Raw genomic sequence first — 12,565 nt, forward strand, 5'->3', positions numbered from 1 at the left:
AGCGCGCGCCGACTACACCCTTCAGGCCGCGATCGCCGCCTGATCCACAAAGAGATCGTCTACGAAACTTGACACAGCCCACCTCTGCCACTGCGCCTGCAACTCTGCTGTCGGTACGAGCACCAGAACTTTGATGCCCTGGCGAAACGCCTCAAACGCGGCAGTGATGCCGATCATCGTCTTACCCGATCCGGTGACCGCCTCAATGACGCCACGGCAATCCGCTTGATGCCACGCATCGAGTGATTCGGCCTGCCATTCCCACAGGTACGGGTTGACTTCCGAACTGGAGCACGAGGAGACCGTGGCGACGAAGGGGTCGCGCCGGTTGTCGGGCGCCATGTGTTCGGCCCGGTTGCCGCTTGCTAGGGGTTCGACGTCGACAGCCAAGGCGGAAACATGTCGGCCCTCCGAGAAGCGCAATGGCAATTCGGGGACTGGCATTGGCGATGGACTGTCCGCTCGAGCATCCATTGTGATCCCTCCACTGAGTTGTAGGACATCACACTAGAAGTCGGTCCTGACACAGACGATTCTGGCGCAATCAGAGCGGGCCCGGACAACCTTTAATCGCAGCCAAACAAGATGAGACGTAATCGCAATCGAATCGAGTTCCGGGGCTGCATTTGCGCCCCTGGACCAGACCACCATGGCGTAAGTTCTTTCCTAGCGGACGACTTTGCCTATCGGGATCTCAGTCCTTGATCTTCAATCGACCAGCTCACGACCGGAGGCAGCTCTCCACGCGATGTGGTCGAGTGCCCGCGGGTCGACGTTCATCTCCTCGGCCGTCTTCGTGATGAGTTCTGCCGCGCGTCTGGTATCGAGTTTTGCACTCTCGCCGAGCGCTCGGGCGAGGAAACGGAAGATCATTCGGTCCGGTTTGACCGAAGGCAGGCCCGCGAGAATCAGCAGGTAGTTGTATGTGACTCCAGAACTCTGGCTGGGCAGTCGCTTCCAGGCCCGATAAACGTCGTTGTCCAAGAGATCATCGTTCGCTCGAACGTGCGCTACCAGTTCAGGCACAGTCTGAGAGCGTTCGTTGCTGTGAATGCTATTACGAAACTGTGACGTCATCCGTGATCACCGTCGGTGACGATTAATGGGACACCCTGAATTGCGAGTCACTGAACCTTTGCCGAGCAGCTGACTTGATACTACTGTCGTGACCAGGCCGTTCACGGAAAGGGACAGCGATGCGCATAGTCTTCGGGTGGAACCTCGACCAGTCTCCGTGGATGCCGGGCAGCAGCGGCGGGACAACGGTGGTGACTGGGCCGCTGGGGCTGTTGGGAGTTCTCCAGACCAGGTTGGGCACGACTCGACCTGCGGCAACACGACCCACACGGATCGCCCAATATCGCTCGCTGATGCGCGAGGCGAATCATCCCTGGTACCGGACATCCTTCGAGGTCGACCCGTGGAACACCGCCGCCTACGTGCTTCGCTTGCGTGACGATGCGATCGAAGCCGGATGGACTCCCCAAGCCGCGACAACTCTCCAGCCGCGCCTGGACGCGATCGCTGACGTCGAATCGCTTGTCAGACTTGAATCGAGCTCCAATCAGCCCAGGACACTCGCGCCGGGCCGAGCCGACGACCTGCGCGAAGTCTTGGAGCTTCTCCGTGAGTCCGGCAGTACTTGGCCGCTCGGAATCACAGCCGTCGAACTCCGCGATGACAGATCAGCGCTTCCTCAGATTTGGCAGGACATCTTCGCAGCTATGGAAACTGCTGGAGTCACCGTCAGTGAAGCCTCGTCCGTGGATTCCATTCCAGCGACGTTCACCGTTGTTCGTGGCGTTGAGCAGTGGTCGATCGCCGAGGCAGCAGCCCGTTGGCTCGCCAACACTTCCGATCTGGACCGCCTGTGCATCGTCGCGGGTGGCCCGACAGCGACCCTTGACGAGGAGCTCAATCGTCGCGGCCTGCCGAGCATCGGAATGCCATCCGCATCAGCGAAGAGCCCAGCCTCGCAACTGCTCTCTGCGTTCCTCAGCGCGGTCCTCCCGCCCACAGACGTTCGCCGAGTCGCCGAACTCCTTTCCTTCGAGATCGGAATGAGACCCGACTCGTCGTTCCCGATTCGTCTCGTCCCCAACCGGGTTGCCACGACCCTGCTCACTGCTCTGACCCAGGAACCGGGTATTTCCGGTGATCCCGAATCCGCGTGGATGTCCGCCATGGACGTCCTCAACACCCCGGAACCCGACACGGCAGCCCGTGAGCTCGACAAGTACCTCAGAACGTCACCTCCCGTGATCTCCGATGACCAGGTCGACCTGAGCAGCCTGGAACCAGCTCTGATCTGGCTGAGCGCACGACTCCTGACACTGCGCCATGGACTGCCGTCGACCTCTTCGGAATCGGCGAAGCAGCTTGCGGATGTTCAGTCGTTCCTGGCCGACGCGTCGGGACACGTCGATTCTGTTCGCGCAGCCCTCGCGGAGCTCGGTGCGGACGTCATCCGTGTCAGAGAGCTTTTCGACATCGTCGACAGTTGCGCGCCGGCGCCGCCATCAGCGACGACCGGAACACAGGCCGCGCAGTGGACCGTTGTGACCGACCCCGCGCAGATCCCAGCCGGAACCGACACCGTCCTGTGGTGGTCTGCCCATCGCAGCACAGGAGCTGAAGCCGAGCTCTGGGATCCTGCCGAAACTGCGGCTTTGGCGCGCGCTGGTGCGATTGTGTCCTCGGCCGCAGACCGGGAGAGTCTGCACCAAGCCGCAACCCTCCGAGCGCTTCGCGGTCCAACCACTCTCATCAGTTTCATTCCCGAACGCATCAACGGCACTGAGGTCTCCCTCAATCCCAGCCTCACCCGCCTCGCCGAGGTGATGGCCGCCGAAGCCCCTGAGCGATTCGGAAGCAGAGCAGTCGATGGTGTCTTCGACCATTCGACGGTGTCCCGGCCGGTTCATCGTCTGACCGAGGGCCACCAGTGGCAGCTCAACTCGGCCGTCACGACCACCGCCGAGGTGGAGCCCGAGGTGGCCTCCCCGCCGACCACCGTGTCTCGGGAGATCCACGGCGACTTCGTCTACCTGCTGCCTGACCGGTTGTCCTTCACGCAGATCGAGCGGCTTCTCAGCGATCCTTTGGCCTGGACCTTGGAGAAGGGCATCGGGCTCAAACGAGGATTCGTATCCGAGGTGCCTACCGGGAATCGCATGATCGGCACGTTCGTCCACGCTGTGGTCGAGCGTTTGGTGCGCCGCGGCGAGGCCATTGGCAGCGCATCGCCTACAACTGCAGAGATACGCTCGGCTTTCGACGCTCTCGCCCCACGCTTCGCTGCCGAACTGCTGCTGCCGGGTTCAAGCGCCCGCACAGAATCGATCCGCGCCACGACGGTCGGGTCTCTCACACAGATGTTCGCAAGCCTGAGGCAGAGAGGGATCACGCTCACCGCCGCCGAGACAGAATTCAGTCACCCTTGGGCATTGAGCCTCAACGGCGAAACGAAGACGGTGGACCTCATAGGTCTGCGCGACCTCGATGGCGAGCTCGCCGATGGACGCCCTGCAGTGATCGACCTCAAGTGGACGAACTCCGCCGGGAGGTTCCGGACGATGGTCGACGATGGGGAAGCAGTGCAGTTGAGCATCTATACCCACAACCCAGACAATCCTCAAGCGCAAGGTGCGCTCACCGCCTACTACCTCCTCAAACAGGGCAGGTTCGTCTCCGCGGATTCTGGCCTCGACCCAGACTTCACAGGCGGTGGAACCAGCGATGACGATGAAGCCGAGGGCAGCCTCGGCGGAAATCCTGCAGCACTGTGGCCAAGGATTCAGCATGCCGTCGAGCACGCACTCGGTCGGATTGCCTCCGGCTGTTTCGACGCCCCGATCGCCGATGCTTATGCGCAGCTGCATCTGACTCCGGGTGAGTCATCGAAAGCACTCACTGACCGGTTGAAGGAGCAGCGAGCCGGGGCGATCGACGAAGGACTGCTCTTTGTTGACAAACCCCAGGCATACAGCGAATTCAATCTCATCTACGGCATCGCGGGGGACCACTCATGAGTATCAGCGTCATCACCGCCTCGGCGGGGTCGGGAAAGACCTATCGGCTCACCGAAGTCCTGTCGGAGAAACTCGCCGGCTCTGAGTATGGCAGCGGAATCAAGGCCAGTGAGGTCATCGCCACGACATTCACCGTTCGAGCGGCCGCGGACCTTGTCGACAAGACTCAGCGACGGCTCCTCGATGACGGCAACACGGTCGCTGCGGAAGAGATCGGCACAGCCCTCATCGGCACCGTCAATTCGGTGGCAGGGCGCATCGTCACGGACTACGCCATCGATGCCGGGTACTCTCCGCAGCTCCGCGTTCTCGATGAGACTGAACAGGCGGAAGTCTTCAACGCCGCCCTTGACGACGTCATCGCGGAAGCGCAGGTCACCCATCGCGACCTGCTCATGCGCACGGGGCACAACGGTTCCCCGGGCGAACCCACTGGCTTCGGTCAGGGACCGGAAGTCTTGTCCGACCTGGTCAAGGACGTCGTCGTGGCGGCGAGAACGAATCGCATCGACGCGGCGGAACTGCAACGATCCGCAACTGCTTCCCGCGAACTCTTCCTCGAGTCTCTGCCGACTCCCTGCGCCGACCATCGACAGGCGTGGCGAGACCTGCTGACACGCGATACCGACGAGCTGCGAGCCGCACTGCGCCACGCCCAGGCTGAGGCGCTCGATGCAGATGGAGAACCACGGATCACCGTATCGCCTCGCAGCGCTGCCAATGTCGAGGGCAGCATCATCACGCTCGATCGCTTCCTTCGTGAGCTCGATTCCAGCGCCGAGGAGGTCGAGCCGTTTCCGACCATCGCATGGTCGACGTGGGCGAAAGCTGCCGACATGAAGTTCCCAACGGCCGCCGGGGGAAAGCCGTTGGGCACGATCCCGAAGCAGCTGCTCATGTCCTCGAGCGCGAAAATGGTGGAGGAGGAGCTGCTCGCCAATGAAGCGTTCCACAGCGATGTCAGTGCACTCATCGACCTGGTCATCTCAACGGCGATCACGGCTCTCGAGGCATACGAGGAGTACAAAGATCGCTTGGGGGTGATGGACTTCGTCGATCAGGAAGTCCGTGCTCTCGAGCTGCTCGAGACGAACGAACGGGTTCGGCGGTCGATCTCCTCACGCTACCGTCTGCTCGCCGTGGACGAGTTCCAGGACTCCTCACCCATTCAGCTGGCGATCTTCATGGAACTCGCCGAGCTCGTCGACGAAGTGATCTGGGTCGGCGATCGCAAGCAGTCGATCTACGGTTTCCGGGGCGCCGACCCCGAGCTGATGAACCGGGTCTTCGACGCACTGACCGACGGCACAACCGACCTCGGCCAGGCGACACGAGAGAACCTCAGTCAGTCGTGGCGATCAAGTGAGCCACCGTTGGAACTGTCGAACACGATATTCCGTTCGGTGTTCAGGCATGACGAAGTCGATGACATCGTACTGACAGTTCCACCGGCTCGAGACCATCTGCGTTCGTACGGAGGTCGTGAATTGTGGGTGCCCGACACCGACAAGGGCAAAGACACAGCGGCGGACTCGCGCATGGTCAAGACGATCGCCCAAGGCGTCGTCGACTTCCTCGGCCGGGCACCTCAGCTCCCGGACCGGTCGGTGGAAGCGGGCGACGTCGCGATCCTCGTGCGCACCAACTCGCAAGTCGACCGTGTGGTCGGTGAGCTCAAGGCCCGGGGGATCCCGGCGGTGGGGTCGACGACCAACCTGCTCGAGACCAGGGAAGGGCAGTTCGTCGCCGCTGGCCTGTCGGCCCTCGTAGACGAGAATGACGGGGTAGCGCTCGTCGAACTCGTCACGCTGATGACCGATCACGGCAGTCACGATTCTTGGTTCGACGAGGCCGTGCACATCAGCGATCCCGATGAACGTCGAGCACATGTGCGCACGTGGTGGGACGATCCCTCGTTGGCTGCGCTCGCCGCCTTGCGTCCGCGTGCCGCTCAGTGCACCCCGGTGGATCTGCTGCATGAAGTCATCGATGCGCTCGACCTGCCGCAGAGAATCAAGGCCTGGTCGTCGCCCGAATCCCGATTGGGAACACTGGACGCCCTCAGTCAGATCGCCGCCGAGTTCGACGATGCGGCCCAGCAGACCCGGAGCCCCAGTACACCAGCGGGACTGCTCAGGCATCTCGCCGAGGCTGCTGCACAGTACGAACAATCGACCGTGCAAGGGGCCGTCCTCGTCACCACGATGCACCAGTCGAAGGGCCTGCAATGGCCGGTCGTCATCAGCGGAATCCCGATCGCCAAGACATTCGATCATCGTGTTGTGAATGTGGCGACCGACGGGGAGTTCGACGCGCACCACCCCGTGGCAAATCGAACTCTCCGGTTCTTGCCTCGAGTGCTCAAGGGCTTTGGTCCGCTCAGAGAAGCACTGGGACGGTGCGATGTAGTCCGCGAGGGAGCTGAGGCCGACGACCGCGAGACGGCCCGTCTGCTCTACGTCGCCCTCACCCGAGCGGAGTCGCACAGCATCATGGCCTTCGGCTATCCCGACGGTGCGAACAACATACTCAACGCCTCAATGGGCACGGATCTCTTGTCGTGGGATGCGCCGCAAGGACCGGGCGATCCGTCTGATTCGACGGCCGATGTGGGGGAACTGCGGATCGCGGATCTGCGCGTTCGGGACGAGGATCTTGAATCGCCGAGGTGGACATCCCTTCCCACCCGGATCTGTGCCTACTCACTGCCGGACGAGGTCGGAGAGTCCGACAGGGGTGAAGAGCGTCGATCCTTCTATGCCCGATCCGATATCCCCCGGCGGCGACCCGACGACAGCACTGTGGAACGGGTGCCCGCGCACTTCACTGCGAGCGGCGTCGACTCCACAGGGATGGACGCGCAGCTGACTGAGATCGCCGATCTCGGCAGTCCGTTGGTGGAACGGGGAGGGCAGAATTGGGATCGCGTCGGGGATGCCGTGCACGCGTACCTCGGTCTTCCTCTGGGCTCGCTCGATCCGGTGCGTTCGCAGATTGCGGCTGAGCGGATCACCAGTCGATGGGGAGCCGAGGGGGCGATTTCGGCCGAGACGTTGATGGAGCTCGGTCGCCGCTGGATTGGTTGGTTGGAGTCGGAGTTTCCCGGTGCCGAGGTGCTCACCGAGCAGCCGATCGCATGGCGCAATGGTGCGGGACAGGTGATGGAAGGCTGGATCGACACCCGAGTGATACTGGCCTCCGGCGGACACGTCCTCATCGACCACAAGTCGTACCCGGGCGTCGACCCTTTCGGCCATATTCGGGACAACTACCTGGGTCAGCTCAAGGTCTACGGTGAGGCGTTGGCGGCCACTACGGGCGCTGCTCATGCGCGGACACTGGTTCACCTTCCTCTGTTGGGATCGGTGGTCGAGGTGAGCGGGCTGTCTACCGTCACTTCTGGCCGGTGATGAGCTGTCTGACCTCGAGGGAGGCTGTGAGTATGTCACGGTGCTCGGCGTCATAGATGGTCATCACGCTCATCGGTCGGGCATCGGGACGATGGAGCATCCCGTTCTCCTGCAGGAGGGCCAGACAACGGCCGTCTCTCAGTACGCCCCAGAAGCATGCTTGCCGATTGTCGGGGTTCGCATCGTTGTCCAACGCTGATCTGGCAGAGGGAATCTGGGCGAAATAGTTCGGGTCCCAATCCCAGTCCATACCGCTCGAGTCGAATTGCGCATTGCGGGCGTCCCAATTCTCAGGTTCGTTCAAGGCGAAGAGAAGGAGCTGGTAGATCACGCGGAAGATCAGCGTCTTGGGAGTAGTTACAGGGGTCTGCTGCGGCACGGACAGGCCCACTGCAGCTTCGAGGAACATTGGCAGCTTTCGTCGGTTGCGCTGCTCGGTTTCGGACGACCACTCCACCGGCAGCCTGAGCCCCCACAAGTCTGCATCGAAACTCGGTGCGATTCCGCTGTGGATGTGTATGCGGCCCTTGCGGTTGAGGTCAATATGGACCGGACCAGTCGCCCCGCGGGGGCCAAGGATCGTCAGGCAGTCGTACTGTCCTCCTCCGGGGTGGGTCTCGAGCAAGTCGAATTCCGGGTGTCGGCGGAGGAACTCGGACGCTACCCACCAGGACTGCAGGTAGATCAGTCGGTCGTCAACGTTCACGTTTCGTCCTTTCCCGGAATGGCGGGGTCGACCTGAGGTAACTCTTGTCTGGTCTCAACCCTGGCCTGATCGCCCCGCAGGATTCCACGCGACTTCCGAGTCAAAGGCCAAACGTCCGCTGGTGCCAGCGAGATCGTATCCAGCTTCGAGGTGTTTGAGGAACGCTTTCGATCGACGTCTGCGACCGAATGTCGCGAGAACCTGTGCATCGAATTCAGACCGTGCTATCCGACCGTTCTGCGCCGCAACTTCGATAGCGGCATTGCCGACTTCCCGGGGACTGATCTCGGTGAATGGTCGATCGACGGTGCCATCGTTCGGGCGGAACTCCGACCAGTTCTCAGGATCGATATCTGAAGGCCAGAGGAACTTCGCCTTGTCGATATGGAAGCCCGACACCGACGCCTGGTAGATGATCTTCTTCTTTCGGGCGGGGGCAGTCCTCTCCATCCCGAACGACCGCAGTACGAGGGTGGCGAGTCGGTCGTCAAGGATCGGTCCCTCGGCGTCGACGATCTCCGCGATGAGCGCTCGCACTCGTTCTTTGGCCCACTTCTTCGGCAGAGCGTCAAGGACGCTGCGGTCTCCGATGACCGTGACCGTCCACGGTTCGAACGGCAGGCGGTCGTTGCCCAGCAGGGGTGTGTCCGAGTTCGTTCGGTGGGTCATCGAGTCCGCGGGGACGATCGTGGGGTCAGCATCGTCAGGCGACTCGGCGTCGCGTTCCGCGTCGCGGCGGACCGACTCCTCCGAGCCCGGCAGCGTCAACGCTGAAGTGAGCTCGAGGAGAGCCCTGCCTCTGATCTCTTCGGCACGATCCCGACCTGAGGAATCGTCGATGAAGGAGAACAACCGGAACGCTGTGTCGGCGGCACGGAAGACATCGAACCAGTCACTGGACTCATTGTGCGCCCACCGATTGCGTGTGACACGAAGTTCGCTCGCCAGCGTCAAAATCTGCCGGGTCGGGTCGGAGAACGGGTACTGGAATGGACCCAGACGCTCGGTCATGACCCGCAATTGGGCCTGTAGGTCGGTGGCCGAATAGGTCTTCGGTATCTTTCCCTTGGCGCGGTCGAGTTCTGTGAGCAGAACAGGCCATTCGACACCGCCGAGGAGCGGATTGAGCACTGATTCGATGTAGGCCGGCAGTCGGGATGAGAGCAGGTCGACAACTGTGCCGAGAACTGCGTTTGTGGACACGCGTATTTCCTTCGCATTGAGGCAGTGGACCAGGTGTTGAGTCAAAGTTACGTCATCTCGACGACCGACTTCTGTCACGAGACGATGTCCCACTCGTCGAACAGTTCACCCCAGTCCTCAGGTCCGTCGATGTCGAAGCGGGGGAAGACGAACTGGCCGAGTTTGTGGAACGGGACGGCGGAACCGTCATGCTTCGTTGCCGTGTCGTAGGCAGCCACGCCGGAGTCGAGGAATGGCGAGAGAAGGGCATCGTCGTCCTCTCGCAGGCGCCACGATTCGGTTGTGAAATCACAGTCGATCCACTTGGCGTCGACTCGCTTCCGGGTCCGTCCACCCGGACCGAAATGGTACAGACCGATCGTCGTCACATCAGAGTCGTTCCGGAAGACCAATCCGAGCCGGTTGGTCAGCACCGGGTCGAAGTCGAGACCGAATCGGGCCCGACGCTTTGTCTCAAGCTCGGCCATCACGACACGGGCTCCATCGTCGAAGGAGGCGACGGCGATGCCGCCTGGAATCGCCTTCCGGTAGTCCTCGAACGTCGCAGCGGTGAGCGTGAGCACCGTGAGCCTGCTGCCTTCGGGCCCATACATCCAGATGATCGAACCGTCGTCGCTCCCGCGAATGCTGACGGAGTCGGTCATGATCGTGCGGCCGAAAGCGGTGCCGTCTTGGAAGACGAGGTGATCTCCGACCTGTTCGAGCCTGTACCCCCAGCGCCATTCGGAGGTGTCCGGGGAGTGGACCTTGAACGGTCCCCGAGCGAGGTAGTCGTCGTCTGTGCGGAAGCTGGCGTCGAGATCGTACTTCGAGCCCATATTGGTGATGACGAAGTTGCCGGCCTCCTCCTCGCCGGCGATCGAGGGATCATCAGACATCTGAGAACCTTTCCTCGGCAATGCGACGGATCGCCGAACTGAAGGCGGAGTTGGGACGGGCATCGGGCAGGGCACTGACGACGTCACGCACCGCTGCCTCGGCGCTCATTCCCAAGTGCCGCACGGAATACACGGCGCCGATCGTAGGAGTCCGACTATGGGCCTGGACACAGTGCACGAGCACGGTCTTTCCTTCATCCCTCAACGCCGCCACCATGTCGGCCGCCTCGGTGAGGACGAAATCGAGATGCTGATTGTCGTCAGGGTCATCCGAATCGATCAGCCAGACGGCGATTCGATCCTCTCGGGGAACGGAATCGGGAATCTGACTGCGGCCGATCCGACACAGGGAGACGACCGCGTCGACGTCCTCCGGGAGTCTGTCGAGGACGCCGACCCCGCCCAGATAGACGCCGCTGTCATGAGGGTGTCGAACGCAGGTTTCAGTTCCCCGCCAGCCTGAATAGTCGAGGCGATCGATCGCTGGCCACGCGCGTAGATCAGCCGCTCCCGTCGCGGACCATATGCGTTGGGCGGTCACCGCATGTTCGACCAGTTCTTCTGACCGCCATCCTGGCCACCCGTGAATCCGTCGCTTCCAACTCAACGGAATCGCGCTCACCCCGTAGGCGGCACCGATCAGGCCGCCGGCAATGGCGGCGACGGTGTCGGTGTCTCCGCCGCCTCGCACCGCCATCTGCAGGGCTCGACGGACGTGGTCGGGATCGTTCGCGGCACGCTCCCCGGAGTGCACGATCGCCGACCACGCGCCCTGCAGGGCCTGGACGACCCAGCCGTTCTTGGTGAAATGCTCGGGCAGGAAACTCTCCGCCTCCTCGATCCTGGATTCCCACAGAGCATAGAGCTCGCCTTGCCCGGACTCAGATACGGTCGCACGCAGTCCGACCCGAACGTCGAGCTCCCCGGTATCGACTGCATGTCCGATCGCGGCTGACCAGATGGCGCAGGCGGTGGTCGCATCGTCGTGCGGGTGTGTGAGTTTGCTCTGACCGGCGGCAGTGACCGCAATGTAGCGGAGGTCCTGCCCCACCAGTCCGTAAGGGGCGGTGCGCATGAGTGAGCCGTTTCCGGCTGCATTGGGATGCTGGTGCTGATATTTCTTGGCAGCCGCGCCGGCGGCGGAATCAAGTTCGTAGAAGTCGACATTGGAAGCGAGCTTGGCCTCGCTGAGGACCGCGGATGTCCGGGTGCCGACGTCTTTGGCGTCCTCCATCCACTCGATCCACCGTTTCACCGCAGAGCGCAGCTTGTAGCCCCGTGGGCGTTCACCTGACGCGATGAGCTCGAGCAGGGGAATCGCCATGGATGTATCATCGGTCCACTCGCCGGGTTCCCAACCGAAAGCACCGCCGCCCTTCATCTCGACGGGCATGTCCGCAGAATAGGGGCCACCGAATTCGTAGGCGGCACCTAGGGCGTCGCCGCAGGCCAGTCCTACCATCACGCCGGCAGCGCGGTCCAAGCGTCCAGTTCTCATCGTCAACCGTCCTTCGTTCTCACAGTCGAGGTGGTGCGTTCGCGTTCTCGAACGCCTAGTTAGAGCGAAAGTGCGCTAACTGATGACAGATTAGCGCAGAGTTGCTTTAATGTAAACATGGCTGACTGGACCGATGAACACGGCAAGCGACTCACCGACTATCCGCGACCGTCAGTGGCTGTCGATACCGCGGTGCTCACGGTGAAGGCTGATGTCCTGGGTGTGGCTGTCGTTGAGAGAGATGGCCGACGGCGGTTGCCAGGCACCTTCCTTCACGACGGAGAGCTTCTCGCCGAGGCTGTGGAGCGGTCACTGCGCCAGCGCGTGGGCTTGAGGGGAGTGGCTCCACGTCAGCTGCGGACCTTCGATGCGATCGATCGTGATGATCGGGGCCGAGTCCTGTCCGTCGCACACATGATCGCGCTGCCGGAGGCGCAGCTGACCGATATCGATGTCATCCCCGTCGATTCGGCCGTCGGCTTGGCGTTCGACCACGACACAATCATCGCCGAGGCGGTGGAGGCTTTGCGGGAGGCGTATTCCGAGCGTCCCGATCCGGGTCGGCTGTTGGGAGATGCCTTCACCCTGCTCGATCTGCACCGGCTGCACTCTGCTGTCGACAAGTGCACGGCTCAGAAGGACACGTTCCGGCGCGCAATGGTGCCGCATCTGGAAAGCACCGGGCGTTTGGAGCACGGCACGGTGGGGAAGCCGGCCCAACTCTATCGCCACCGGTGAGATCTGCTCGAGCTTCTCACCTGGGTTGGGTCACTTGCACAGTTTCGGGTGCCCCGGAAGTCTCTGACCAGGGATGATGGTAGCGTTTAGTGCCCGATTAA

At 62.2% G+C, this 12,565-nt stretch carries 9 protein-coding genes; 3 read left to right on the plus strand and 6 right to left on the minus strand.

The features are described from left to right. Positions 1 to 21: 21 nt before the first annotated feature. Positions 22 to 390 carry a DEAD/DEAH box helicase family protein gene (locus tag AAHA49_RS17520; RefSeq protein ID WP_342039148.1) on the minus strand — a complete coding sequence of 123 codons (369 nt, stop codon included), beginning with the start codon at positions 388 to 390 and terminating at the stop codon, positions 22 to 24. A gap of 318 nt (positions 391 to 708) precedes the next feature. Continuing rightward, complete coding sequence (locus AAHA49_RS17525; protein ID WP_342039149.1) at positions 709 to 1,077, minus strand: hypothetical protein; 369 nt, start codon at positions 1,075 to 1,077, stop codon at positions 709 to 711. 119 nt (positions 1,078 to 1,196) lie between these two features. Here AAHA49_RS17525 and AAHA49_RS17530 point away from each other — a divergent pair, with 119 nt between their 5' ends. Together AAHA49_RS17530 and AAHA49_RS17535 are read left to right on the plus strand one after the other, a co-directional pair. Then, positions 1,197 to 4,031, plus strand: coding sequence for a RecB family exonuclease (locus tag AAHA49_RS17530; RefSeq protein WP_342039150.1), 2,835 nt, complete (start codon positions 1,197 to 1,199; stop codon positions 4,029 to 4,031). Further along, positions 4,028 to 7,441, plus strand: a complete 3,414-nt coding sequence (locus tag AAHA49_RS17535) for a UvrD-helicase domain-containing protein (protein ID WP_342039151.1) — start codon at positions 4,028 to 4,030, stop codon at positions 7,439 to 7,441. The genes AAHA49_RS17530 and AAHA49_RS17535 overlap by 4 nt, the downstream gene beginning before the upstream one ends. Here the strand turns inward: AAHA49_RS17535 and AAHA49_RS17540 are convergent. The 4 genes from AAHA49_RS17540 to AAHA49_RS17555 form a co-directional block, all read right to left on the minus strand. After that, complete coding sequence (locus AAHA49_RS17540; protein WP_342039152.1) at positions 7,425 to 8,147, minus strand: TY-Chap2 family putative peptide chaperone; 723 nt, start codon at positions 8,145 to 8,147, stop codon at positions 7,425 to 7,427. The genes AAHA49_RS17535 and AAHA49_RS17540 overlap by 17 nt on opposite strands. A 54-nt stretch (positions 8,148 to 8,201) precedes the next feature. After that, the gene (locus AAHA49_RS17545) at positions 8,202 to 9,350 is read right to left on the minus strand and encodes a DUF3320 domain-containing protein (RefSeq protein ID WP_342039153.1); all 1,149 of its coding nucleotides are present in this window, start codon (positions 9,348 to 9,350) and stop codon (positions 8,202 to 8,204) included. Between the two features lie 74 nt (positions 9,351 to 9,424). After that, positions 9,425 to 10,228: a hypothetical protein gene (locus AAHA49_RS17550; RefSeq protein WP_342039154.1), complete on the minus strand. Its 804-nt coding sequence runs from the start codon at positions 10,226 to 10,228 to the stop codon at positions 9,425 to 9,427. After that, complete coding sequence (locus AAHA49_RS17555; protein ID WP_342039155.1) at positions 10,221 to 11,726, minus strand: ADP-ribosylglycohydrolase family protein; 1,506 nt, start codon at positions 11,724 to 11,726, stop codon at positions 10,221 to 10,223. The genes AAHA49_RS17550 and AAHA49_RS17555 overlap by 8 nt, the downstream gene beginning before the upstream one ends. A gap of 117 nt (positions 11,727 to 11,843) precedes the next feature. Here AAHA49_RS17555 and AAHA49_RS17560 point away from each other — a divergent pair, with 117 nt between their 5' ends. After that, positions 11,844 to 12,464 (plus strand): NUDIX hydrolase, encoded by a 621-nt coding sequence (locus AAHA49_RS17560; RefSeq protein ID WP_342039156.1) that lies wholly within the window; start codon positions 11,844 to 11,846, stop codon positions 12,462 to 12,464. Positions 12,465 to 12,565 lie beyond the last annotated feature (101 nt).

Origin of the sequence: Brevibacterium ammoniilyticum, from assembly GCF_038429965.1 — a bacterium.
Taxonomy (GTDB): domain Bacteria; phylum Actinomycetota; class Actinomycetes; order Actinomycetales; family Brevibacteriaceae; genus Brevibacterium; species Brevibacterium ammoniilyticum.

What these genes read in the sequence shown, in the direction of transcription:
- AAHA49_RS17525 (WP_342039149.1), bottom strand. Translation starts at nt 1,077, where the DNA reads ATGACGTCACAGTTTCGTAATAGCATTCACAGCAACGAACGCTCTCAG.
- AAHA49_RS17530 (WP_342039150.1), top strand. Translation starts at nt 1,197, where the DNA reads ATGCGCATAGTCTTCGGGTGGAACCTCGACCAGTCTCCGTGGATGCCG.
- AAHA49_RS17535 (WP_342039151.1), top strand. Translation starts at nt 4,028, where the DNA reads ATGAGTATCAGCGTCATCACCGCCTCGGCGGGGTCGGGAAAGACCTAT.
- AAHA49_RS17550 (WP_342039154.1), bottom strand. Translation starts at nt 10,228, where the DNA reads ATGTCTGATGATCCCTCGATCGCCGGCGAGGAGGAGGCCGGCAACTTC.
- AAHA49_RS17555 (WP_342039155.1), bottom strand. Translation starts at nt 11,726, where the DNA reads ATGAGAACTGGACGCTTGGACCGCGCTGCCGGCGTGATGGTAGGACTG.
- AAHA49_RS17560 (WP_342039156.1), top strand. Translation starts at nt 11,844, where the DNA reads ATGGCTGACTGGACCGATGAACACGGCAAGCGACTCACCGACTATCCG.